Origin of the sequence: Paraburkholderia fungorum (genome assembly GCF_003610895.1) — a bacterium.
GTDB lineage: Bacteria > Pseudomonadota > Gammaproteobacteria > Burkholderiales > Burkholderiaceae > Paraburkholderia > Paraburkholderia fungorum_B.
In genome coordinates this window covers 25832-51064 of the sequence record NZ_MCAS01000037.1, presented here as the reverse complement: position 1 = coordinate 51064, position 25233 = coordinate 25832, and the positions used below count along the sequence as shown (strand labels likewise).

The following is a 25233-nucleotide window of genomic DNA, read 5'->3' as shown; positions in this document are numbered from 1 at the left end:
CGGCCACACCCTTCATCGATAACACGACTAGCTTCGTAACGCTCTACAGCCGATTTTCTGTTGAAACCGCTCATCAGTGGACTCCGTTCATGCCCTGTACGAGCGGTGACCTACGCCGCCGTGTCCAGCTCCGAACTGTCCAATGGTGTGGCCGATTGCTTGGTCTTGATGCGAAAGGCTCTGACATCTTTGCCGTCCAACCATGCGGGCCGCTTTCCCCAGCCGTTCCATGTTTGCCTAGTCTCAGGGTCCATGTAGCGCGGTGGCACTTGAGGTCTCCCGCGCTTCCGGCCGACCAGCTCGCTCGGAACGATGCCGTATTCCCGCATTAGTGCGCGAATATCCTGAATGGCCGTCCTGCGCTCCACGGCCCGTGCTTTCTCAATCTGCTCATTAAGCGTCGCCAGCTCGCCCAGAAGCTGAACGTAAGTCTTCTCGCCCATACCGTTTATTGAAGATTCTTCGCAAGTTGCATGCGTAACGCTCTCGCCATCTGCTCAAGAATGTCGGGCAGCAAAACCTGCGTATCAAGTGGCCCTACAACGGAGTACCCTGAGCCCGCATCGCCATCGATGATGACGACGGCAGCGCACCGGGCGCCGGTCGCCTGCCTAACGTAATTACAGGGTGCATCGAACTGGTCTGCAAATTTTCTGCCCTGAACGACCTTCGCCCTACTGTTGTCCGCCATCGCGTTCTCATCAGGAAGTGAGCATTCGGCGAATATTGTATGCCTACGGGCCGCAAAGAACGCCGACATTGAAGCGAAGGGGGCGTTCGTGTGGGTCCACTACGGTCGCGAGCGCGTTACGGATTTCGCCGACGCTTTGTACAGAGACGTGGGTGGCACCTTCCCGATAGCGTTGCTGCCGCGGCGACGGGAACTGCTGCCGTCAGTAGCTGTTTGAGGACTGCTTCCGACGGCCTACACCAGTCGCCTGCACGGGAACTGCTGCCGTCAGTAGCTGTTTGAGGACTGCTTCCGACGGCCTACACCAGTCGCCTGCACGGGAACTGTTTGCAGCGACTGCCAGTCTGCGTAGGTGCAGCAGAACAGTTGTCCGCTCAATGTCGCCGCAATCCTCGATTGTTTTTTGGAGAATTATGTACAAGAGCATACTGGCCACGTTGCTGGTCGCAACCACGGTTTTCACCCTACCTACTGAAGCCAATGCGCGTCCGCGTATGGAGTGTCGGCGAGTTTGGGTACACGGACATCTTGTTCGCAGATGCAGACCGCTACCGCCGCCCAGGCGCCATCATCATCGGCCGCCTCCGCACCGTCGGCCGCCCCCGCCGCATCGCTACTGATGCTCTGTTCGCTTCATCTGTACGCCGGGTTTTTGCAGTTTTGCAGCTGAAAATCTACTCGACGTACGCTCGATTTGCCAGACTTCCTTGTTGCCCTTCGTACCGTTCAGTGTTGTGACGCTCGAGCAGATGGAAAGTGCGTTGGGCGTGGGTCCCTACTCGGCTTATCTATGGCGCAATCAGGCAGCTTCGTCCTTGGCCGGGAATGTGCCGCTCAGGAAATCCCAAAGCGCATGACGGTCGGACTCGCTCAGGTTCTTCACGTAGTAGAACGCCATCGCTTCGATGGCCCGGGTGCGCGTCACCTCGTAGCCGAACGTGGCGCGCGCCCACGCCAAAGCGCTTTCGGCGTGTTCCTCGTCAACGAGATGTACGCCGCAGAGCCATTCGCGGTAGAAGTCGAGTCCGTACCCTTGGCTAGGTGTGCCTGACACCCAATCGCGGAGCCAGCTGTCAGTAATCGGAAACCGCTCTGGCCTATAGAAGTGCAGGAATTTCGAGCCGGCCATCATGGAGTTATTCACTAGGCGCCACGCGAGGTTGAGCAACAAGTGTTCATTGCTCCCGCTGTTGAGGGCGGCTGCAAACTTCTCCGCGACTTGCATATCGACCACGTAATGATGCTCACGGCGCTTAATCCACGTGTAGACGATGGCGACGTGCTCTTTGACTTTCTCTGCGGTCCAGGCACGTTCGCGCGTGACCGCCGCGAAGCTCTCGAGGTGCCCGAGATAGGTGCGGATGTAGCAGTCATCGCGCCTTTCGCTGTCGGTCACGCTATCGATGATGTAGTGAAGCCGCTTGGCGATTGCTGAGGGATTTGCGCGGCGTGGCATGGTGGTGGTCTCCGTGGTTTGGTGGCTTCACTTTGCCCGGAGATTTTTGATGCCACAACCTGTTCGTTGTAAGCGCACAATGTTCGAGTAACAACCCGAGTTGACGAGTATCGGCGCATAAGGCAACGCGGTCACACGCCAACGAGAGGAGGCATCAAGCTCATTGCACGGGCATGTTCTTATATTTTTTGTACAATTCCAGCTCAGCCGGCGAATAGTTCTTCGCCATGGGACTGCGGTAACGCCCGATGAAATCCTTGCACAAACCAGCGACAAGCGAGTCCATGTATTGTCCGTCTCCGTGGACGGTAGACACGACTGTTCCGTCGCGTAACATGAAATACGACGGCTGCGCTCCGGTGTAACCACCATAGCTGTTCCGCGCATTGATATTGACGCAGACAACGTAGCCGAACTTTAAACCATTGGACGTCCTCCGCCATCCGGACTGCGGTGAGTTCAGATAGTCATATCGCGCGCTATCCGGGTCCTTCAGGACGTTCTCCATGTAGTCGTGAATGACATCTTGATAGTTATCTGGATAAGTGCCGTAGTCCGCCGAAGCCATCTCTTCTGACGTCGGCGCGGCAGCACACGCAGCCAGAGCAATGCAAAAGGTCGAAAGAAACCCCGCTCGAAAGAATCCCATTTTTTCCCCGTGTCGCTTACTTTCTTAGTGTCCTGGTCGATTGCCAGGTTCTCGTTTTTCGAGCCCAGAAGGTTATACGAAAGGGGCGTTGTTCGCAGCTACTTTGCCTGTGGCAACGCTATTGCCCTAAATCGTTCGCTCCAAGCACGCAATGTTCGAGTAACCACGCTTCGTCGGCCGCATATTCGCTGCCTTACCGTGAGCAGTAGGCGTCAGACTGAAAATGCTGACGCCAGCCCGTCTGCCACGGCGCCGAGGCGGATTGCGGCAGACGGGTTCGCTTTTGTCTTTCGCCTGGGGAGCCTTCGGCCGTATTGCAGCGCCACCGGAACCGCTAGGGCTTCGTGGGCTCGACGGCTTTCGTTTGCCATACAAACCCGCTACTCTACTGCTTTTGCAAAAATGCTGCTGTCGCCTGCCGAATTTTCGGCATCGCGAGTGCCGGCTAATTACAATGACCAACGCGGATAGCGAAAAGCAGTGGGTGCCCTCCCACTACGGCCAGATATTCACGAAATCGAGGAATTGGATTCTGCGCCTGGTGGATGGCGGTCTGGTTCTCTTCGTCGGTGGCAAGGTAAAAATCAGGCTCAGCCTTGATGGCAAGAACCGACCACTTATCAAGCAGGGGGTGTTTTGGGCAGACATCACCTTCAGGGCTGGCCAGCCAGACGAAATCCGCATTGATGGGCTGCCGAATGAACAGGCGAGGGAGCTCGAAGAGGCAATTGCTGCGTGCGAGCGTCCCTATCTGTTCAACCTCGCGTACGGTCAGATACTGACCTGGCTGCAGCAGGGCGGCGCTCACCTTGCCCAATGTGAGAAGGACAGACGCTGGATACCCCAGAGCTGGCAGGCGGCATTCGAGTCCCGGAGGCCGCGCCTCGAACTCTCCGATGAGAAACTCTGGGAGCTGTTCAGAGACCCTTCAGTTCGCGCCAGACTCCCTGGCGACGCGAACTATGTCGAATCAGTGCTCAAAAGCTGGCGACGTGACTGGCCAGCCTATTGGGCTCAGAAAAATGAAGAACACACGCGGCGAGAGTTGGCCGCCTGCAAGGACCTATTGGACCAGGTCGAGAACAAGCCACTGACCGAGGAGCAGGCCCGCGCGGTCATCTGTTTCGACGACCGTGTGCTGGTTGTTGCCTCAGCCGGGTCGGGAAAGACATCTACCATGGTTGCAAAAGCGGCATACGCAATCCGTCGTGGCATTGTTCGCCCCGACCAGATTCTCCTGCTGGCCTTTAACAAGAAAGCTGCCGACGAGCTTCAGGAGCGCGCTGGCAAATCGTTCGACCGGCTGGGTATGGAAAATGTCGTGGTGGAGGCGCGGACATTCCACGCGCTAGGGCTCGCTATCATCGGCAAAGCCACAGGTCAGAAGCCGGATGTGCCTGACTGGGCCATCGACGCACAACCCGGTCTGCGCAAACTAACGGAGATTGTCGACAGGCTCAAAGACGGCTCACCCACATTCCGCACGAACTGGGACCTCTTCCGTATTGTGTTTGGCCGGGACCTTCCGAAGTTCGGTGAGCAGGGTAACCCGGACGCCGTCGATTCGGATGCCAACGCGAAGATTAAGACCATCGACGGAAAGTTTGTGCGCAGTCAGGAAGAGTGTTTCATCGCGAACTGGCTGTTCTATCAGGGCGTCACGTACGTCTACGAAAAACCTTACGAGTACAACACGAGAACGGCCGAACATCGCCAGTACAAGCCAGACTTCTACTATCCGGCCATCGGCCTCTACCATGAGCACTTTGCTCTGGACGCCAACGGCGAGCCGCCATCGCATTTCGAGAATTACCTGTCCGGCGTAGTCTGGAAGCGCGAAGAACACCAGCGTCGCGGCACCCAACTCATCGAGACGACATCTCAACAAATCCGCACCGGTGCAATTGTCCGGCACCTCGAGCACGCTCTCACTTCACATGGAATTGTCCTCGACCCGAACCCGGAGCGTCCCGTCCCGAAACACGGGCAACCCCCAATGGATAGTGCAATGCTGGTCAGGCTCGTCCGGTCCTTTATCGTGCATACAAAGAGCAACTGCCTATCGGTCGACGAAATGCGCAAACGGCTGGACGGCATGCCAAAAGACGCGTTCAAACACCGGCACCGGATGTTTCTGGACCTTGTCGAGCCGATACTGGAAGCCTGGAACGCTGCCCTTGTGGAGGAAGACGGTATTGACTTCGAGGACATGCTGAATCAGGCGGCTGAGCATGTTGAAAGCGGTCGATACATTTCACCGTATGGGCTCGTCATGGCAGACGAGTTCCAGGACGCGTCGCGCGCCCGGGCTCGTCTGTGCCGTGCTCTTGCGAATGCCCGGCTTGGCCCGCTCCGGCTGACAATCGGAGCGATTCTTGGAACGGGGGGAACGAATGTTCCCACAGCACCGCTCCGTCCTGAGCGCACGTATTTCTTTGCTGTAGGTGACGACTGGCAGTCCATCAACCGCTTTGCCGGTGCCGACGTCGCAGTGATGACAGGCTTTGCAGCGTGGTTTAGCAAGTCACAGGTGCTCCGACTCGAGCAGACGTTCCGATGCCCACAGATGCTCTGCGATATATCGAGCCGGTTTGTGACGAAGAACCCGCAGCAAATCAAAAAGAACGTTCGGTCATCGACGCCTGCTACCGGCGCCGTGCTGCAGGCCTTTCAGGTCAAGACGCGGTTCCAAGTCCAGAAGGCCATCGACGATTATCTGGCGAACCTGCATCGAGGTATCCTGGACAGAAGCGTCCCACGTGCGCACGACGGAAAAATCACCGTCTTTGTTCTCGGCCGTTACAACGCGGACAAATCCGCGGTCCCGTCGAACTGGCAGGCGCGCTACGGAAGGGAAATCGTATTGTCGTTTATCACAATTCACAGCTCGAAGGGAGCCGAAGCAGACTACGTCATATTGCCGGGCATGGTCGACCGCGGGTTTCCCAATACGCGAGAGGATGACCCAGTCCTGGCTCTGGCGATGCCCGGTACCGACCCATACTCCTTCGCGGAGGAACGACGTCTGTTCTATGTAGCGTTGACTCGCGCCCGTCGTTCGGTCGCAATGTTTACGGTCGCTGGTCACCGCTCCTCGTTTCTGCAGGAACTGGTCTCCGAGGGAGCCGTTACTGTGGCGTCTACAGAGGAAGACGACGTGACGGACCAAAAGTGTCCGGTGTGCAACGCCGGCCGGCTTATTACGTGTGATGGCCGATATGGGCCTTTCCGCGCATGCTCCAATTTCCCGGCCTGCAAATACAAGCCGCCAGCGAAGAAAAATGACTTCCTGACTGATGCAGACGTTCCGTTCTAGCGGAGGCCATGCCAAAGGTTCAGTGCCAATGGTTTGAGCGATTGCCTATTCGCGGTAGTGGCGTGGCGCGGAACCCGTCCGCGAGGTGTCGAAAAGATACGGCATCTTGGATGTCGGGCTGCGGAAGATTTGCCTAAGCCCGGACATTCCGGTTCCGCCAGTGGGGCACTTGGCGAAACTCGCTGCCGGCAAGACCATGGAAAAGCCTGCGTTGCCGCCACGGCAGGCGCGAGGAGCGACCAACGTACTGTCTTCAGGGATGGGCGGGATGACGAGCTTGCCCGGCGGATACAGGCCGGACGGGTCTTCGCCCGGTCACCCTCAAGTTCGCTTGGCAGGACGAACCCGCACCATGCGCCCGTGCTCGCCATGACGGGATTGGTAAATCAGAAGCCGTTCTAGGCTGAATATTCGGCTCTCTTCAAAATCTCGAACACGAATTCGAGGTTTTCCTTCGTTGCTGATTTGTCCCGCAACCACCGCACCTCAATGCCTAGATAAGTGGCCCAATGAACACCTTGTGTGAACTCCTTCCAATTATCGTTCTTCGCAGCGAGCTCGATGTATTGATTTACGAGCAGATACTGATGTGCTCCGGCACAGTACCGGGCGCGTTCGTACGCTTCTCGAATGAACTCGTAGGCTTCTGAGTATTCGCGTTCGCGATAGTAGTAGGTACTTCGTTGCCAGGGAACCATCCACGGAAGTGTTTCCGTTAGCCCGTGATTCTCAAGGCGGATACGATAGGCTTCGATACCTGAAAGGCTGAGGTCGCGGGCCTTTCTTAAGGCGAGCCCATCCAGCAGGAGTTCTCCGAATCCATCCGGGATGGAGTGCAGGGGAGCAAAATTCTCCGGGTGTTCAAACTGGAGCGCAGCGAGTCGTCCGAAGGTCCGAGTCGCGTCGATGGCTTCGTCGACGGTGATTCGGCCGCTCGCCACCGCCTGGCTCAAGAGGTCTTGGCGCGCGACGAACTTGTTCCAATAGTCGGTGACGACATCGAACCAGACCGTATCCCACTCGTTTGCTGAGAGTTGCTCGCGAGCGATGAGTTGCTGCACGAACTCGCTGACTCTTTGCGTGTCATCCACAATGCTCTCGGAAACCAGGCGATAGCAGCGGCCAGTTTCCTGGAGTGTCTCGTCTCCGAAGTGCTTCAACACGAGCATCGAGATGTAAGTCGCGGTCCGCGACAGAAATAGCGCCGTCCGGATGCTTGTTTTCTGCGTTTCAGGAAGCGGTGGCAACCCTTGCTTTGCGAGACACCTGTCGAGCGCCTCGAACGACTCGTCGAAGTTCTTGAGCAGTGACGACCAGGATGGAAGATTGCGACCTGCGAGCCAATTTTTCGCGCTGTCGAGATTCTTACCCAGAAGCGCTAAATCGGTGTCGTCCGGACAATGGAACCGCTGGATTGAAGTTCCGGCGAGTTCGTAGGCCCAGCGCATGACGCGTTCGAGGGGCCACTGCCAGCTATTGCCGTCGCGCTTAGGCAAATACCAGAAAGCGTCTTCTGGGACCAGGAGGCCATCCGCCGCGACGTTATGCCGTTGGAGGTGCTTGGCGAGGGAAATCGCCAACCTTGGGGCGGCCCTCTCCAGCAGAAACCATTTGGCCGTCTCGGACTTTGTGAGGTAAGTGCCTTCGGTCTTCAGGGCGTGTCGATAGGTGTCAAACAGGTCAAAAAAGACATCGCCAAACGCCCAAAACTCGCGCGGTGGCAACACGCCACCCATGAGATGGCTGAATGTCACGAGAAGCTTGCCGAGATTCGGGTCGAGTTGACCGACTTCGTTGGCTAAGCGTCTCAGTGTCGTCTGGGTGGATTTCTTTCTGACTTCGTCAAAGCTCTCGCCTCGCTCGTGCTTCCTGGGCAGAACCCCGCACGCGTCGAAAACGAACTGCAATACCTCACCTTGGGTGGGGAAGCCGACAATCTTCATGATGCGGACCAGTGTTAGAAAACAGGAGCCCCGCTGAGGCGGGGAGCTTGGAGATTATTTGCTCTTCTGGTTCGGGTTCAACTGTTTTCCTCGATTTCCATTCGCCTTTGCATTGGTGGGATTCGTTCCGCTCGTTCCCTTGTTGTTGTTGAGCGCGTCGGCGCGGTGGTTGGCCTGCTGGTTCGTCTGTGTCTTCATGTTGAGTTCCCGAATAGAGAAAGGAGCTGTCATGCTAGGTAATCACTCAGACGGGAACCAGGTGAAAATTGGCGACGAAGTTTTTCGCGCCCGTGGCACCACCGCACTGATAGCAGATGCATCGCCTCCCTTGGGGCATGACAAATGATTCAATTGGGCAAGTCAAAAGTAGCGGAGTCGCACAACCCCTCGCTGAAGTGGCTCCATTTGTCGCGCTATCACACGGGCAAGACGCCAGAAATTTCAACGAAACCTGAGCGGCGCTGGTCGCTTCTGCCCAACATTGAGCGTTATTTTTCGCAACCGCCTTGCTGCAGTAGCGATGCAGGCTGTTTGGGAGTTTTGAAGAGGTGCATTTCGTATGGGTTGGTGGTCGGAGTCTTGAAGTTGCCCGCCAGAATGCTGCCTCCTTCGTGAGCAATCAAGTCGAGGATAATTTTGTTGCTAACGTTCTGGCCGACCTGATTTGCCTTGATGGGTGCATCGTCTGGCTTAGGCGGAATGCCCCGCTCAGTCTCAGGAAATTCCTTGATGCTGTCGGTAATCGTGCTAACTTCAATAAACGGGATGCCGTGCATTGTCGCGACGAGCATCGAATACCAGTCGCCATCCTCATCCATTTCACCGAACGCTGCATGAAGCTTGTCCATCAACTCGATGTTTGCAAGCCAGACCGTGGTTGTCCCCTGGATGCCATAGTAGAAGACATCCGGATGTACCCGCTTATATTTCGGATTCAGCCACTGAGGAAGATTCGTCTGGCTCGCGACACGATTCGCCGAACACGCGAGCTTGGCCAGCAGTTGCGGGTCCAGGTATAGCCGGTCGTAACGGAATTCACCATTCTCTTCATGGCTGAATTCGTGAGCGACGACATCACCGGACTTGGAATAGAAGTAGTTATTGAAGTCGACATTATCAGCGCCGAGCACCACATCGCCTGCACGCATCTCGTCAGGGCCCAGATGTGCGCCCGAAGTCCCGGGGTACAGAAACGCCCGAATGTTATAGCGATAGACCATATCCTGCGCTGCAAGGCTACGCATCAGTGTTCCGTCCATTGGTGCAACGTTGACGACAACTGGCACTCCGTAAATGGTCCCTGTCTCGTAGCTAAACGGTCCGAACTTTTCGGTCTTGCGGTCCTTCATATCGTTGAAAATCAACGAATAGTCTTTCGGGTGAACGGGCACAAGAAGCGCGAGTCGAGGCGTCGTGTCAGTTGGTTTGTCGGCGGCCACGCTACACTGCCACGGCTGCATGAGCAGAGTCGCGGCCACGAGACAGAACATCGAATACAGCATTGTTGAAAAACGTCGAATCTTGTTTCCAGAACGGCAATGATTCAGATATGTCATCGTTAATACCTGATAGAAAAAATGGACTAAACCCGCATGCACGGTCCGTCACTCAAATTTAGAAGAAGTGCTTCAGATGCCAGCCCACACCCAACTGGTTCCGACTGCTCGACGCTGCGAAGAGTGAGATTTGCGCGACAGGAGCGTCTCGTGCTGCTCTCTGATACACGATGTCCATGTACAAAATCGTTCTCCTCGATAAAAGATAGCCAATTCCAGAATTGATTTGGTGATAGACGGGATGCTTTCCCAAAGTCGTGTAACTGCCGAGGGTGTAGGTGTAACCCAGTCCGGTGTAAATGTCCGGGCGTAGGAAGTAGGTCGCGTTGACTTCGAAGTTGTCGTACACGGCATTCCCCTTCGCGAGTGCGCTGTCCACAAGTACCGACCTTGTATAGACAAAGCCAATGGAATCAACGGTGTTCCACACATAGTTGATACCGGCGCCCCCGAATTCCAATCGGCTTGCGTTGTAGAGGTTTGCGTATGGACTCGGTGTGACTACCGGTCCGGTAGTACTCGTACCATATGCCGCGGCCAAAGGATTTCTGAGTGTGGTGTAGCCCAGCGCGGCGTGCCACGGACCGTTAACGTAGCGCGCGCCCAAGCTCCATCCTGAGTTTTGCGCAAATTGGCCTGCAACTCCCCCGACGCTATATGCTGCTTCACCAGTCCAGCCCGCTATCGTAGGTGTCTCATATTTGACTGAACTGTTGTAGCGGGTGTCGATACCGAAGTTGTCGACGTCGCCGAAGTGGGCTCCATATCCCGCTGCCCAAAGTCGGTAGGAAGCTGTCAGCGGCTCGAGGTAGTCTGTGACCACATCCTGCTGCCTGCCAAGCGCAACAGAACCAGCGTTGCTTGAACGCATACCGACGTATGCCAACCGGCCAAATATCAGGCTCTGCCCCTGACCGGCTGGCTGAAGATTGCCGTTGTTGATATTGAAGGCATTTTCCAGCCGGAAGAACACGTTGGCACCTCCGCCAATATCTTCAGAGCCCGTCATACCAAAGCGATTAGCGCCTCCCGCATAGGAAAAGAGCTTCTGCTTGCCGCCAACATTACTAAGCCAGAATAGCCCGTCGTCGACCATTCCGTAGAGCGATACGCTTGACTGTGCCACACTGGCTTGTGAGATTGCCAACGCGGATAAGCCCAGCGCGCCCGCTTTAAAAATCCGACTATTTTTCAGTTTCATGTTGTTATCCACGCTTCATATTCAGGAGGCGTCTAACGGAAGATTGACGAACGATAAATACCCTCGGCGGTTGCCTCAAGGCAACCGCCGCTTCACGCAAGAGGGAGGTGAAATCAGCTCGCTGGACCGCCTTCCGGAGGCAGTTCAGGAGGGGCTTTAAAGGTCTTTCTCAATCGCTTCCAGGCTGCGACCGGTCGTTTCGCGAATGCGTAACGCTACAAACGTCGCCGCGAGCAGACCCGTACAAGTAAACACACCGAAGGCCACTGCCACGTTTGCATGCAGCAACACAGGGAACATCGAAACAATCACCATGTTCGTAAGGAAGTTGATTGTTCCTGTCATGGCCAGACCTTGCGACCGGATATTGGACGGGAGGATTTCGGTAACCAGGACCCATCCGATAGGCCCCCAGCTAAATGAGAACGCAGCTTTAAATACTGCTAGCGCACCCAATGCGATGTAACCGGAAACCGCCGTCTTCGGCATATAAGCCAACAGTCCAAGCACCGCCATGCTGGCCCCCATCACGCTGGCGCCCCCAATCATGAGCGGGCGGCGACCTACCCGGTCGACGACGCGACCTGCGTAGAACGTCATCGCGATTGACATCACGGCCAAAACCACGCTATTGAGCAACGCCAGATTTTGACTAAACCCCGTTTCTTTAAGGATAGTCGGCACGTAGTAGACGATTGCGTTTATCCCGGTTCCCGGCTGTAGCGCTCCAAGACACATCACTGTGATTACGATTGGCCGAACCGACTTCATCTTCAGAAGGTCCACGAGTCGAATCTTGTCTTTCTTCGACGTCTCGCCGCGATGCATCTGTTCTATTTCCGCGAACACCTTCTCGGCATCTTCAGGGGAATGGTTGATTTGAAGCGCCTCCAGTGCCTCTTTGAGACGGCCACGCCTGACTAGCCACCGAGGCGAGTCTGGTTGGAAGAGTAACCCGATTGCCAGCATCGCTGAAGGAATGGCCGCGAGCCCGAGCATCCAACGCCAGCCTTCAATTGGCGCGAGCAGATACCCCGCGAGATACGCAGCGAAGATACCAGTGGAGGTCGCCAATTGATTAAGGGAAGTAAGGCCTCCCCGTTTCGACTTTGGAGCGATTTCCGCCAGATACGAAGGAACCTGCGTAACTGACACGCCCACTGCTACCCCCATTAGCAGTCGAGCCACGACAAGCGAGGTAGGGTCCCAAGCCAGTGCGGCGAAGAAGGACGTGACGAAAAATAGCACTCCAGCCCAAATTAGCATCCAACGTTGCCCGATGGCCTCTGCAAGCCGGCCCGTGCAGAATGTTCCGACGATTGCGCCTGCGAGCAACGAGCCCACCACTACCCCGACGCCTTGCGGGCTGAGTCCCATTTCAGATTTGACGAAGAACATTGCGCCGGCAATGATTCCCATGTCATACCCGTGCAGGATGCCGCCCAGCGCCCCGAATATGTAGACGGCTCGAGACCGTCTCTCGCCCCGCCGCTCGGAGAATGTTATCGCTTCAGTTCGCATGCCTTGCCTATGCAATGGATAGAATGGATGAAGATATTCTGGGCGACGCCTGAAGGAGACATAGCGTCTAACAGCATCAGAATCCGCCTAGGAATCCTACGCTTATCATCAGGATGCTCTTATTTGCTTGTTGCGTTCGGCAGGTCAAGGTCCCCTCTGGAAGTTTCGTTGGGTCAGTCCCGACCGACTCGTCGCACAGATTTGCAATTTGCGCCAGTCAAGTGCGGAGATTGCAACGCAGAAGGGGACCTGTCGCCCCTGGTTCTCAAGCTCTGGTTACGGCCAAATTTCACTGCTCCTGTACGATTGGAGTGATTCATTTTACATGTAGAGTTGAGTCTAAATACTAGAAGTTTCCCCTACTCGCTGCGTATCTCAGCCTGGCTATCACTTGACTACATGTAGAAAAATAAGCGATGAATGCCTATGCAGAGCTCACAGGAAAGGTCTGTCAGTTCTTGGGACGAGGCCGCGACGTTCGTCTGCTTAGCGCTACGAACAGGAAAACCGCTCCAAAGCACGAAGCAAGCGATTGTCTTCGGCATTAACATCTAGCATCGACAAGGTGCTTACGTATCGCAGGGAGGCAAGTGGTAGGGTTAATGGGAATGACGGAACTGTCGCTGCGGCGCCTGAGACTCCGGCACATCGAACTGTTGGACAGCTTTCGCACGAATTCAACCGTTCGAGCGGTTGCAGAAACGCTTCATTTGTCTCAGCCTGCTATCAGCAAAATGGTGCGGGAAATTGAAGAGACTTGCGGCATGGAACTCTTCATTAGAAGCCGGCGGGGGATGCAGCCAACAGCGCATGGCCTCATCCTGATTCGACAGGCAGGCCATATGATTCAGCACTTGCGTGCTGCGGATGAGCAGTTCAAGGCGTTGGAGGCCGGCGCGAGCGGACTGCTGAGGATAGGTTCATCGTCGATGACTCACGAGCTCCAGCCGGCCATCGTTGAACTACAAAGGGATTTCCCAGGACTACTCGTCAGAATCCGCCAGGCTCGTCCCCGACAATTGGTCGCCGACCTTCTCGCTGGCGACCTCGACTGTGCAGTCACATCTCTACCTCCAGACTGGCTCGCCGAGCCAGAGGCTACCCAGCTTACTCTGGAGACCATCGCCAAGGACCATTTGTGCGTGGTCGTAAGCCGCAAGCACCCCTTGGCTATGAAGAAGGCGCTCGACTGGCGCGACTTGATAGGCGAGCGATGGGCGGTGTCCGAGCTTGACGGGTTGACGCGCCAGCAACTCATTTCTGTCTATCTGCAGAGGGGACTGGCGCCTCCGACACCGAGTCTGGAATCAATAAATCACAAGACTATCCTGGAGGTAGTGAGCCTTGACCCGGGCCTGTTAGGCGTGCTGCGTTGGAACCAGGCCCAACAGGATTCGGCCCTCTACGGCCTGAAAATCCTGCCGGTGGGGCCCCCTGTACCGCTTCCGGAAATCTCGTTCATTGTTCCAAAATATGCTGCTGCCGAGCCTGCCGTCGTTGAAAGGCTTCGGGCGGCCCTACTCGGACATCGCCCTCGTGCGGGCAGTGCACGACAGCTGGCACCGGGCAGAAACGCAAGGACACGAAGTTCGTCCTAGTGACTGTCCCTCAGACCGCCCGTCAAGCGCAACGTAGACGTCACGGCCAAGTTGCTTCTGCGAACGAAGCCACGTTTCACATTGAATCTGAAGGTCGTTTTAACGACCTTCATTCATTGGCGGCCGCTCTTCGAACTGCATTTCAAGCATCAGGGTGATACCGTCTCTGAAGCCGTGCGGGCCAGCCATCTCACGTTGCTCGGCTAAAAGCCACACTTCCCCGTACTTCGCATACCCAGCGCGGCAACGACGCCATCCATGGGGTGAGCTGCCATGTGCGCACCGACTTCATAAACTGAAATTCGAGGAGATAACGTGTCTTTGATACCTCACTAACGGTTATCACATCCTCAAAATAATTCACTATTCGTAATCGTTAAAGACCAACAGAATTGCCTGTGACGCACTCAGAAACGCCCAGAACCTCCCGAATCGTCCCTCGATGAAGGCGCGAGGTCACCGCGTCTGAAACGGAGATTCAAAGGAGGAGCAGTTGGCTACAAAACCACAGAACACTATCGTTATTCTGTCCGACGAGCACAGCCGGAAGGTAACTGGTTGCTACGGGCATCCCGTGGTTCGCACCCCGAATCTTGACCAGCTGGCCGTATCAGGAACGCGCTTTACGTCCTCATACTCACCGTCCCCCATCTGCGTTCCGGCTCGAGCGAGCTTCGCCACTGGCCGGTATGTCAACCATATCCGGTGCTGGGATAACGCAATTGCCTATGACGGTGAGCCGGCAAGTTGGGGGCACGAACTCATTGCCAACGGTCATGAGGTGGTATCAATCGGCAAGCTTCACTACACCCGGGGGGAAGCTGCCCGAAACGGCTTTTCAGAAGAGATTCTCCCGCTACACATCGTTGATGGTGTTGGTGACCTCCTCGGTCTAATCCGCGACGACATGGCGCCTCGAAAGGGAGCCCTGCTCATGGGACCCGAGGCTGGACCCGGGGAGTCGGAATACACCAAATACGACCGCTCTATCACTGAAGCAGCCGTGGACTGGTTGAAAAATCCCGCACGTATCGAATCAGGCAAGCCTTGGATTCTCTATGTGGGCTTCGTTGCACCTCACTTCCCGCTTGTTGCTCCCCAGGAGTTCTTCGACCTCTACAAGGACCTGGACATTGAGTTGCCGAAGCTCTACGCGAAGACGGACCGACCGTCTCATCCTTTCCTGAACGCGATGCGAGAGTGCATGGTGCACGACATGGGTTTCAAGGACGAAGCGATGGTACGCCGTGCACTCGCGGCCTATTACGGCCTCGTGAGCTTTCTCGACGACAACATCGGGAAGATTCTGAAAGCGCTAAAAGACACCAGCCTGGAATCGGATACGCGAGTCATCTATAGCTCAGACCATGGCGACAATCTTGGGGCCCGGGGTATGTGGGCCAAGTCCACGATGTACGAGGAGTCTGCTGGTGTTCCCCTGATTGTTGCCGGAGAGGGCATACCAAAGGGTCATGTCTGCGACGAGCCAGTCACGCTGGCGGACCTGTACCCAACCCTGCTCGATTCGAGCCAGTGTCCCCGGACGCTAAAGCAACAGCCTCCCGTAGACGGCGTCTCGCTGTTCCCCGTTGCCAATGGACACAAGGTGGACAGAACGATTCTCGTCGAATACCACGCCGCTGCGGCGATAGCTGCCACCTACATGGTTCGTGTGCGTCAGTTCAAGTTCGTCTACTACGTCGGGCTGCCAGCAATGCTGTTCGACCTGGATAAAGACCCCGAAGAACTCGATGACCTCGGCGCATCAACCGAGCACTCTGCCATCCGTGCCGAGTGTGAGGCTGCACTGCGCAGCATGGTCAACCCGGAAGAAGTCGACGCTCAAGCCCGCGCCGACCAGCAGAGGCGCATCGAGCAATTCGGCGGCAGGGACGCAATCGTGAAAGGCGGCACGTTCCGCTTCTCTCCCCCACCCAACGTGAACCCGGAAGTTTTCCCGAACCAGTAACGCAACCAGGTTCTGGCCGCAGGCCGCGGCTTCGTATCAGCAAACACAGTGCTATCTCAGAGGAGAATCCCATGTCCAAGCTTCTGCACCAGCTTTCTGTTTTTCAGACTTCCGTCCTTTCCGACACCCTCGATGAACTCGGTATTTCCGGCGTGCTTCCGGGACTGTACGCCCAGCGCCAGGGACAAGGCCGTGTCGTTGGGCGCGCGCTGCCTGTGAAGCTGCTCGAAAAGAAAAACGACCCCGGCGCGTACCGGTTCGGCGGTGGTGTGGGAAAGCCGCTCGAGGCAGTTCTGAAAACCATGGCGGACGGCGACATCGTTCTCATGGACCTCGGCGGCGCAAACTATGCCTCTGCCTGGGGTGGTCTGGCATCCCGACTTGCTCAGCGTCGCGGAGTGCGCGGGACCATCATGTGGGGCACTTGCCGCGATGTGGAGGAAATTCGTGAAATTGGCTATCCGGTCTGGGCTGTGGGCGTTTGCCCCAAGCGAAGCCGCAACGATTTCACGTTCGGCTCAATCAGCGAAACGATTCACATCTCCGGTGTCGCCATCTCCCGCGAAGATTACATCGTTGCCGATGAGAGCGGCGTTATCTGTATCCCTGGCGCACGCGCGGAAGAAATCGTCGAAGTTGCGACTCGTATCGCCGCGCAGGAAGACGAACTGCTCGCTATGGTCCAGACGGACGCGGTGACGAACTGGGACGAAGTGTAATACCTGTTTCCAGCACGACAGCAAGCCCGGAAGCGACAAGTTCTTTGCCTCAGAGTGAGAAGTCTGCTCCCGGACACCATTGCGCAATCGCCAGGAGCAGAGTCTGTTGGGCGAATGCGCCCCCACTGTCAGGAGTGGTCGACGGGCCCCACTGATTTGAGACATCGCTTGCGGGTGAATACGCGTCACAAGGTCATCCTCGAGTGAGGACTGAAGAATCTACCAGCAGGAAACTCGACATGCTTCAATCGTTTGACGCCCGCAACGGCCGGCCAGTAGGCAAACCCTGGTCACCGTCCAGTCCCGCAGCCATTGACGCCGCAGTCGCAGCTGCCGCTGAAGCCGCCGATTTCTTCGGCTCCCTGCCGGCCGCGAAACGCGCAGTGCTTCTGCGTGCGCTCGCCGACGCGCTTGAAGGGGAACACGGAACCCTCGTACTCCTGGCCGACGGTGAGAGCGCCTTGGGTGTGACACGTCTGAAGGGTGAGCTTGTCCGTACCTGCTTTCAGCTTCGTGGATTCGCCGAGTTTCTGGAGGCTGGTGCGGCTGACGTGGTAGTAGACGACCCAGCCGTCGCCGGGCCGCCTCCGGCGGGCCGACCGCACCTGCGCCGCGTGCGCGTTCCGCTCGGACCGGTGGCAGTCTTTGCTGCAAGCAATTTCCCTTTCGCCTTTTCCGTGCTTGGAGGCGACACTGCGTCGGCCCTGGCTGCAGGCTGCCCGGTTATCGTCAAGGCGCACCCGGCACATCCGGCTCTATCGCAGATGACTGCAAAGCTCGCGCAGCAGGTCGTGGCGAACTGTGGACTGCCCCCCGGCGTATTCCAGTTTATCGAGGGCGCCGGCTTCGACACAGGTGTTCGGTTGATGGGGGCTCCCGCGATTGCGGCCGCAGCGTTTACGGGCTCCTTTGCCGGCGGCACCGCGCTCGCAAAAATCGCCGCTGAGCGGAAGAAACCCATTCCGTTTTACGGCGAACTCGGCTCTGTGAATCCGGTTGTGGTATTGCCCGGCGCGTTCCAACAGGAGGATGCGGCCCAGGCACTGGCCGCCTCCATCGGACTGGGCGCCGGGCAGTTCTGCACCAGCCCGGGTGTGATAGTGGTGGAACAAAGCGCGGCAGGTGACGCTTTTGTCAACGCGCTGGCCACGGCAGCGAAAGCCTTGCGTCCGCATGCGATGTTGTCGGCTGGTATCCGTGCCGCCTTCGAGCGCGGCGTCGCCGTGTGGAGAGGGCACGACCGGCTGGAAGTGTTAACCGGTGAGACGCCGTCCAGCGTGCCCGAACCATGTACATTCCTTGCGCAAGTTTCGGCAGCTGACTTCATCTGCGACGACCGCCTGCATGGAGAAGTGTTCGGCTGCGCAGCACTTGTGGTCCGAGTATCTTTGCCCGCAGAGACGCTTGAAGTCTTGCGCGCCATCGGCGGCTCATTAACGGTTACCCTGTGGGGCGTACCACCCGGCGAGCAATTGCCAGGGGCTGACGTTCAGGAACTTGTGCGAACGGCTATGAAGGTGGCCGGTCGGGTGCTGTTTTCGGGTGTGCCGACGGGAGTAGCCGTAACCACGGCTCAACAACACGGCGGCCCGTTCCCGGCCAGTACGGCGCCGATGACGACATCAGTCGGCTACTCGGCCATGGAGCGCTTCCTTCGGCCAGTGGCGCTGCAGGATGCACCGGCTTGGCTGACCCGCGACGCACGTGCAGAACGCGAAGCAACAAGGGAATTCTGCTCATGATTGAAAACCAAATCCTGGTGCCTGCTGCCGACGGCAACATGCCAACATACGTCGCCATGCCTAGCGTTCCGAACAAGGCGACCGCGGTCCTGATTTACATGGATGGTTTCGGGCCGCGCGAGGAGCTCTACGCCACCGCCAGACGGTATGCGACACGCGGCTATGTTGCGGTGCTTCCCCATCTGTTCTATCGACTCGGTAGCCCAACGTTCCTGCCCACAAATATTAAAGGTCAGAACCTTCAGCCCGAACAGGTCGCAGCCAACGATGCGACCACGCTTGAACTGGTCCGACGAGACACCCTCGCATTATTTGACTTTGCGGCGAAGGGCGGTCTGGGGAGAACCGTTGAGCGCTGGGGCGTCATCGGTTTCTGCATGGGTGGTCGACATGCCGTGGCGGCAGCGGCCGCGTTTCCTGGTTACGTCCGGGCAGCTCTTTCAGTTCACGGCGGGCGCATGGTGAACAACAACATGCATCCGGATGGCTCTTCGCATCTACTCATACAGCAATGCCTCGTTCCAGTGCACGTCGCGTGCGCTAGAGACGACCCTTCCTGCCCGCCTGAGCATCAGGCTATTTTGTCAGCCGAGGCCGCGAAGACCAACGGACTGGTAACTGTCGAGACGCTGGATGCGTTGCATGGCTGGAGTTTTCCGGAAAGATGGTGTTTCGACCGGAAAGCATCAGACTGGATTTGGGAAAAGAGCCTGAACATGTTCGAGGCAGTTTATTAAGGCCGGGTGGGACGCCTCAGGCATGCCCATCATCAGCACCAACTTTGCACGACCTTTTTGACGCGTTAGCTGGCAACCGGCTCGACCGATTTGCCGCGCTTCCGGAACTGGAAGCTTAAGGAGACACGATGGAAATCAGAGGCAGGAGCGTAATTATCACCGGAGGTTGCGGCGGTATTGGGCTTGGCATCGCAAGGCTTTTTGCCGAACTGGACAAGCGGGTAATACTGGTGGACCGCAACATCGAACCGGGATTGGAACTCGCGCGAGAATTTTTGAATGTAGAGTGCATTCAGCTGGACATGGTGGACCATCATGCCGTGGAAGTAAGGCTTGGCCCGGTACTTAGCGCCGAAGACGCTCCTGAAGTGCTGGTGAATGCTGTTGGCTGGTCTCCGAAATACGATTCGGACGGAAAGCCGTGGAAGCCCTGGACAATTCCAATGGACCATTGGCGTGAGGTCCAGTCGGTCAACGTGGAGGCGCCATTCAACATGTGCAGGCTGGCGCTGCCGAAAATGATTGAGCGCCGCTACGGAAGAATCATCAACATCGCCTCGGTCGTCGCCCGGAACGGTGGAGGCGTCGCACCGCTGCACTATGTGACCAGCAAGTCCGCCGTCCTCGGGCTGACAATCGGAGTTGCGAAAGACGTCGCTGAGTTTGGCATCACCGTGAACGCGGTGAACCCTGGCCGCATTGACACACCGATGATTCACGACGTATCCGAGGAGACGAATCGGTTCCTGATGTCGAGGATTCCGCTTGGTCGTTTCGGCCAACCTCGGGACGTTGCGGGCAGCGTGGTGTTCCTTGCGTCTGACTACGCTGACTACATTACCGGCACCGCAATCGAGGTCAACGGCGGTCTGTACGTCGGCCCGTGACAGTTAGCGCGGCGTAAGAACCACTGAACAGGTCTGACGTTAAAACAGTGCGCAGTGAGAGCGGTACTTACTGCGCAACTCTCTTCTTGTCCTTTTTCGCTGACTGGGAGGTATCCAGTCCGAGAAACGTGGTCGCGCGCTTTGCTGAGAGCTGTGAGCTGACGCGCATCACGTGGGCACTAGCCGCTGCGCCCGCAGCGGCACTATCTCGAGCCGCAATAGCTTGCAGCAACTCGCGATGGTCAGCCAACGCCTGCTGGGGTCCGGTCGGAACGACTCGAGCAATCATTGCGGTGCTGATTCGTTCGTAGACTTGCGCCAGCATCTCCTCGAGAGTCGGATTAGCCGCGGCCATCAATACGACACGATGAAACTCCATGTCAATATCGATATGCCTCTCCAACTCATCGTTTTCGATAGCTTGCGCCTCGGCGTCGAGAATTGTGGTCAACTGCCTGATGGTGTCGTCAGATGCTCGTTCTGCCGCGAGCGCGGCCGCCAGCGCTTCAAGCGCGCATCGAACTTCATAAAGCGGAATGAGTGTCGAGGGACTAAAGGAAGTCACAAACGCCCCGCGCCTCAACTCCTCCTTCGCCAGACCTTCCTGTACCAGACGCTTGATTGCCTCGTGAACCGGACTTCTGCTGGTTCCTAGCTGCAACGCGAGCGATGGCACGCTAAGATGGACGCCCGCAGCAATTTCGTGGCGAACGATGGCCCGTCTGAGCGTTGCGAAAACTGCGTCCGCAATTCGCGCCCCAGGCTCAACATGTAGCTTCTGAACCGCGTATTGCTTGGTAGTGGGTGCCATCGACTCGATGCTGTAACGAACGTTGAAGTCTGACGATGGCAACAAGCCATCGCATCTGGGGCAGATGCCGCGCTGGAATCTGCCAGGCTTTCGCCGCAATGCCTTAGTGGACGACCCTGCAAGCGCACATTTAAGTGACCCGCCACTTGTACATTCTACATGTAAAGTTATCGAGCGTTCCATCGTCGCTTCGTGAATGGTGCAATCTACTTGCGAGCGCGAGGTGTGCGGGAAACTGACTGCGGTCGGGCCTGACCCGCATCCCATTTTCGTAAGCTGTTGACGGCATCGCGTTGCTGCCTAGCTGACGGCAACATCGCGCCCCGAAAGTCACACGACACTTAATGTGTAGTCGGCGTTATACGCACATACGTATCGAGAAGCGCCGTCTTATGCACCACCCCTAAAATCGTGGGCGATTCTGACTGCTTGTCCACCACAGGGAGGCGTTCACCTGGAAAGGTCAGGAACAGTCGCAGGGCCTCTCCGAGCGTCATGTCCGGAGTAAGTACGTGAAAATCCGGAAGCAGATAGTCGACTGCCTTCATATGTCGCGGACTCCGCAGCGAAGCGAGGTCGGCTGCGACGCTATCGAGTGGCACAACGCCGCAAAAGCGTTTCTGGTTGTCCACCACATACAGGTACTTCACCGGATGCTCGAGAAACATGCGCGTCAGTTCTTCAACACTCGTGTTGGGGGCGACGATTGTCTCGGCGGGCTTTAACAGGTCCCGCATCCTGGTGGCGGCCACGCGCATACGGTCCTTTTGCGCAAGATTTCGCCTTACGGTGACCTCGTACATTGACGTGTGCTCGGCGTTGCGCGCGATAAAGTATGCGATGACGCACGATAATATGAGCGGCAATACAACCTGGTACGACGATGTCATCTCGAAAATCATGAGAATGGCCATAAGCGGAGCGTTTGTGGCTGCGGCAAGAAATGCCCCCATCCCTACAATTGCGTAAGCGAAAGGCTCTGTTGTCATCTGAGGCCAGATTCCGTGAACTCCGATTCCAAAAATGCACCCGACCACCGCTCCAACGAAAAGTGTCGGCGTGAAGACGCCTCCGATTGCTCCGGTGCCGGCCGTGGCCAGTGTCGCAATGACCTTGAGAACGAGCACGATGAGGAGTGTCGTCCACGTCCAGGGTTCGTGCAGCAGGGAGTTGACCACTTCGTATCCGTTGCCCCAGACTTCCGGCGCCCAGACAGAAACGATGCCAACGATGAGACCGCCAAGCCCGAGCTTCAGCGGTAAGGGCAACCGCACTTTGCCAAAGCCCGTCTTCGATGCGGCTAGCAACTGGAGAAAGCGCGGCGCCATTACGCCGCAAAGCAGCCCCAACACGGTGAAAGGCAACACTGCCACGCCAGTGATGGCCGGAAACACCGGCATCTGATACGGCGGCTGGTAGCCCGCGAATTCGCGCATCGTGATATTCGCCACGACCGACGAAATCAGAATCGGGCCGAACGACTCCATCGCCATAGAGCCGAGAACCAGTTCAGTGACGAAAAAGGCACCCGCAATCGGCGAACTGTATGCCGAGGTAATTCCCGCGGCCGCGCCACACGCGACAAGCATGCGCAAGCGTGCTGGGTCGAAGCGCGCCCAACGTCCGATGATGGACGAGCATAGGGCCGCCAGTTGAACCATCGAACCTTCGCGGCCAATCGAGCCGCCACTGGCAATGGTGAACAGTGAGGAGATACTACGCCATAAACTCTGCAATACGGGCACAACGCCGTCACCAACCGTGACTGCCTCCATGTAGTCGGCACCAGACTTTAAAGAGCTGCGGTGTGCAAACACGAGGCAGAAGCCGGCAACCAGCCCACCGACCGTTGGCAGGGCAACGCGGGCGGCCCAGGGCATGTGCCGAGCCGTCTTGACGAAGTCGCCAGGCTCGCCCCAAAAATATCTCTGCAGCAGGTCGATGCCTTCGCGAAAAGCTGCAGTGGCATACGCGCCCGCGACCCCGGCGACTACAGCCCACAACAACATAGCGTGCTCATCAGGGCGACGAAGTGTTCTGGAGATGCTGGCCTTGAGAGCGGAAAGACTTTGGTTCATGTCGAATGCGCGCTCAAAAAAATGCCCGAAGCCGCTACCGACTTCGGGCAAGCACCGATTTCAGGGCTAGTTACGGCCCTTGCCCCCGTCGTCTGGGCAAGCGCTCAGACGACAAGCTCGGCACGCACACTTACCACCTTTGACACTGGAAGAACCGGCGATAGCAGGGCTGCGTCGTGATTGCATAGACCGCGACGACTGGCCACTACCGCAGACTCACGAACGGTTGATTACTTGAAGACCTTTCCGTCAATCTGGTGCGCACGGATGAAGTCCCAGTCGTACTTGACGCCCATGCCAGGACCTTCCGGCAGCGACACATTGCCTTCAGCGTCAATCGAAGTCAGGCTGTCCCGATAGCCGCAAGCATAAATCTCCTGGCAGCGGCCAATCTGCGACGTCTTCGGGTGGACCAAAGACATCTCGTAGTAGTTGGAATTTCGGAGAGCCGACATCAACTGGCGATGCATCGGGCCCGGACCGTGAATTTCGACATCGAGACCAAAACCTTCCGCGACGTGCGCGATTTTCATGGCGCCAGTAATGCCTCCGTCGTATTCGGCATCCGTTCGAACGATGTCAGTACCACCTGCGATGATGAAGTTCGTGTGCTCTTCAACACCGCGGATATGCTCGGTCTGGCAGAGAGGCGTCTTGAGCTTTTCACGAAGCATCTTGTGTGAGAACGACGAAATACCGGTGTCACGGTATGGGTCTTCGTACCAGAGGTAGTTAGCTTCGTCGCAGGCGCGACCAACTTCCAGCGCCTCCACGAACGTCTCGAGTTTGCAAGCCGGGTCAAGCATTAGATGCATCTCATCGCCAACTGCTCGCCGAACTGCGCCGATTGCCTGAACCAGTTCCTTCACCGAATAGTCATCCCAGACATGGAGCTTGTAGCCCTTGTAGCCGAGCTCCTTGCACTCGACAGCGAAATCCGCAAACGCCTCGGGACTGTCGAGACCGCCATTGCGGTCACCCGACATCGTCGACGCGTAAGCAGGGAGGCTCTTGCGCCATCCACCCAACAACTCCGACACAGAAGCGCCGTAGAGCTTGCCCGCCAGGTCCCAGAGCGGTAGGTCAATCATGCCGATGCCCATCTTGTCGAACTTCCTCAGGCAGCGCTTCAAGTCGTTATAAATAAGCTCGCGCTCCAGTGGATTCTTGCCGATGAGCGTGTCTGCGAACTTGCTCATCTGTGCGAGTCCGACTGCATCGCCGCCGACATATTCGCCGACCAGACCGTCGCCGCAGTCAACGCGCACAGCGAAAGTCTTTACCGACTTGGAGCCACCCGGCTCCCAGACCAGGCTATATCCTGCTTTGTCGACGCCCAAGTCGGGCAGTTTGAACTGGGAAACAACGACTTCGATGGAGCGAATGATTGGATGGGCCATGGCGTCAGGAAAGGAATAGCGATAGAGGCGTTTGGAAACGGGAACCAAATCAGGCAGGCTATGAGAGACGATATTACATGTAACATCGAATCCAGACTAGACCTAACAGCCATGGTAATTACCCCAATATCCGAAAGGTGCTTACCCTTGTCTTAAACTTACATGTAATATTGCTTGCGAAAAAAGCGGAATGCCTGTAGCGCAGCTGCTGCGCTCTCACGCAAGATGGGTTTCCCAATACGCAAGACGATGACCGGTCCTTGCGATGGTGATGCCCGGTAGCGCCGCACGGTCCTCAGGAATGAGCGGGATGACGAGCTTGCCCGGCGGACACAGGGCGGACGGGTCTTCGCCCGCTCATCCTCAAGTTCACGCAACAGGACGAACCCGCACCATGCGTCCTCACCCGCCATGACGGGATTGGTAAATCAGAAGCCGTTCTAGGCTAAATATTCGGCTCTCTTCAAAATCTCGAACACGAATTCGAGGTTTTTCTTCGTTGCTGATTTGTCCCGCAACCACCGCACCTCAATGCCTAGATAAGTTGCCCAATGAACACCTTGTGTGAACTCCTTCCACTTATCGTTTTTTGCGGCGAGCTCGATGTATTGATTTACGAGCAGGTGCCGATGATGTCGGTAGAGGACACCTCCAGCTGGTCCGCTTGGGCCAAGCGTTGGATGGCGTCAAGGATAGCTGCCGGGCTCAATCTGCTCAGTATCTGCTCAAATTTGAGCAGATACTGAGCAGATTGTCGGGGGCGAGCTCGTTTGAGCAGGTTGTCCGCACCAATAACCCGTTGAGTTCCCGGAGCACCATGTGCCGTAGGAGCTTACGGAGTTATTGCCAGACATAGCGCGTGTTTCGCGCGAAACGGTGGTTGGAATCGAGAGTCATGCGGCGGTCGTTGCCGGTGAGCCCTCCCGGCGCTGCAATGGAAAAGAGTGAGCGCGCGATTT

General features: G+C 56.9%; 18 protein-coding genes. 7 read left to right on the top strand and 11 right to left on the bottom strand.

Annotated features, from left to right (window positions below; genetic code table 11):
• Positions 1–110: 110 nt before the first annotated feature.
• The 3 genes from BCY88_RS29175 to BCY88_RS29160 all read right to left on the bottom strand — a co-directional run bounded on the left by BCY88_RS29175 (position 111) and on the right by BCY88_RS29160 (position 2796).
• Positions 111–443 carry an H-NS histone family protein gene (locus BCY88_RS29175; protein ID WP_120347632.1) on the bottom strand — a complete coding sequence of 111 codons (333 nt, stop codon included), beginning with the start codon at positions 441–443 and terminating at the stop codon, positions 111–113.
• Between the two features lie 1047 nt (positions 444–1490).
• Positions 1491–2147: a hypothetical protein gene (locus BCY88_RS29165; RefSeq protein ID WP_120347630.1), complete on the bottom strand. Its 657-nt coding sequence runs from the start codon at positions 2145–2147 to the stop codon at positions 1491–1493.
• Positions 2148–2307: 160 nt separating this feature from the next.
• Positions 2308–2796 carry a hypothetical protein gene (locus BCY88_RS29160; RefSeq protein WP_120347629.1) on the bottom strand — a complete coding sequence of 163 codons (489 nt, stop codon included), beginning with the start codon at positions 2794–2796 and terminating at the stop codon, positions 2308–2310.
• A 454-nt stretch (positions 2797–3250) separates the two neighbouring features.
• Here BCY88_RS29160 and BCY88_RS29155 point away from each other — a divergent pair, with 454 nt between their 5' ends.
• Positions 3251–6112, top strand: a complete 2862-nt coding sequence (locus tag BCY88_RS29155; RefSeq protein WP_120347628.1) for a UvrD-helicase domain-containing protein — start codon at positions 3251–3253, stop codon at positions 6110–6112.
• A gap of 398 nt (positions 6113–6510) precedes the next feature.
• On the opposite strand, the gene BCY88_RS29150 is transcribed toward BCY88_RS29155, so the two are convergent.
• The 5 genes from BCY88_RS29150 to BCY88_RS29135 all read right to left on the bottom strand — a co-directional run bounded on the left by BCY88_RS29150 (position 6511) and on the right by BCY88_RS29135 (position 12333).
• A complete protein-coding gene (locus tag BCY88_RS29150) occupies positions 6511–8055 on the bottom strand; it encodes a hypothetical protein (protein WP_120347627.1) in 1545 nt (514 codons plus the stop codon).
• 54 nt (positions 8056–8109) lie between these two features.
• Complete coding sequence (locus BCY88_RS39965; protein ID WP_183081483.1) at positions 8110–8253, bottom strand: hypothetical protein; 144 nt, start codon at positions 8251–8253, stop codon at positions 8110–8112.
• 290 nt (positions 8254–8543) lie between these two features.
• Positions 8544–9611, bottom strand: coding sequence for a phosphorylase family protein (locus BCY88_RS29145; protein ID WP_120347626.1), 1068 nt, complete (start codon positions 9609–9611; stop codon positions 8544–8546).
• Between the two features lie 58 nt (positions 9612–9669).
• Positions 9670–10812, bottom strand: a complete 1143-nt coding sequence (locus BCY88_RS29140; protein WP_120347625.1) for a porin — start codon at positions 10810–10812, stop codon at positions 9670–9672.
• Between the two features lie 156 nt (positions 10813–10968).
• Positions 10969–12333 carry a sugar porter family MFS transporter gene (locus tag BCY88_RS29135; RefSeq protein ID WP_120347624.1) on the bottom strand — a complete coding sequence of 455 codons (1365 nt, stop codon included), beginning with the start codon at positions 12331–12333 and terminating at the stop codon, positions 10969–10971.
• Between the two features lie 608 nt (positions 12334–12941).
• Here BCY88_RS29135 and BCY88_RS29130 point away from each other — a divergent pair.
• The 6 genes from BCY88_RS29130 to BCY88_RS29105 all read left to right on the top strand — a co-directional run bounded on the left by BCY88_RS29130 (position 12942) and on the right by BCY88_RS29105 (position 19985).
• Positions 12942–13931 carry a LysR family transcriptional regulator gene (locus BCY88_RS29130; protein WP_183081481.1) on the top strand — a complete coding sequence of 330 codons (990 nt, stop codon included), beginning with the start codon at positions 12942–12944 and terminating at the stop codon, positions 13929–13931.
• A 493-nt stretch (positions 13932–14424) separates the two neighbouring features.
• A complete protein-coding gene (locus tag BCY88_RS29125) occupies positions 14425–15900 on the top strand; it encodes a sulfatase family protein (RefSeq protein ID WP_120347622.1) in 1476 nt (491 codons plus the stop codon).
• A gap of 71 nt (positions 15901–15971) precedes the next feature.
• On the top strand, positions 15972–16619 hold the full coding sequence (locus tag BCY88_RS29120; RefSeq protein WP_120347621.1) for an RraA family protein: 648 nt from the start codon (positions 15972–15974) through the stop codon (positions 16617–16619).
• Between the two features lie 239 nt (positions 16620–16858).
• Positions 16859–18361, top strand: coding sequence for an aldehyde dehydrogenase (NADP(+)) (locus tag BCY88_RS29115; protein WP_120347620.1), 1503 nt, complete (start codon positions 16859–16861; stop codon positions 18359–18361).
• Complete coding sequence (locus BCY88_RS29110) at positions 18358–19098, top strand: dienelactone hydrolase family protein (RefSeq protein WP_120347619.1); 741 nt, start codon at positions 18358–18360, stop codon at positions 19096–19098. The genes BCY88_RS29115 and BCY88_RS29110 overlap by 4 nt, the downstream gene beginning before the upstream one ends.
• A gap of 128 nt (positions 19099–19226) precedes the next feature.
• Positions 19227–19985, top strand: coding sequence for an SDR family NAD(P)-dependent oxidoreductase (locus BCY88_RS29105; RefSeq protein ID WP_120347618.1), 759 nt, complete (start codon positions 19227–19229; stop codon positions 19983–19985).
• A gap of 67 nt (positions 19986–20052) precedes the next feature.
• Here the strand turns inward: BCY88_RS29105 and BCY88_RS29100 are convergent, their stop codons facing one another.
• The 3 genes from BCY88_RS29100 to BCY88_RS29090 all read right to left on the bottom strand — a co-directional run bounded on the left by BCY88_RS29100 (position 20053) and on the right by BCY88_RS29090 (position 24274).
• Positions 20053–20796, bottom strand: a complete 744-nt coding sequence (locus BCY88_RS29100; protein WP_183081480.1) for a GntR family transcriptional regulator — start codon at positions 20794–20796, stop codon at positions 20053–20055.
• 341 nt (positions 20797–21137) lie between these two features.
• On the bottom strand, positions 21138–22874 hold the full coding sequence (locus BCY88_RS29095) for a ClcB-like voltage-gated chloride channel protein (RefSeq protein ID WP_120347656.1): 1737 nt from the start codon (positions 22872–22874) through the stop codon (positions 21138–21140).
• 230 nt (positions 22875–23104) lie between these two features.
• A complete protein-coding gene (locus BCY88_RS29090; RefSeq protein ID WP_120347616.1) occupies positions 23105–24274 on the bottom strand; it encodes an enolase C-terminal domain-like protein in 1170 nt (389 codons plus the stop codon).
• Between the last annotated feature and the right edge of the window lie 959 nt (positions 24275–25233).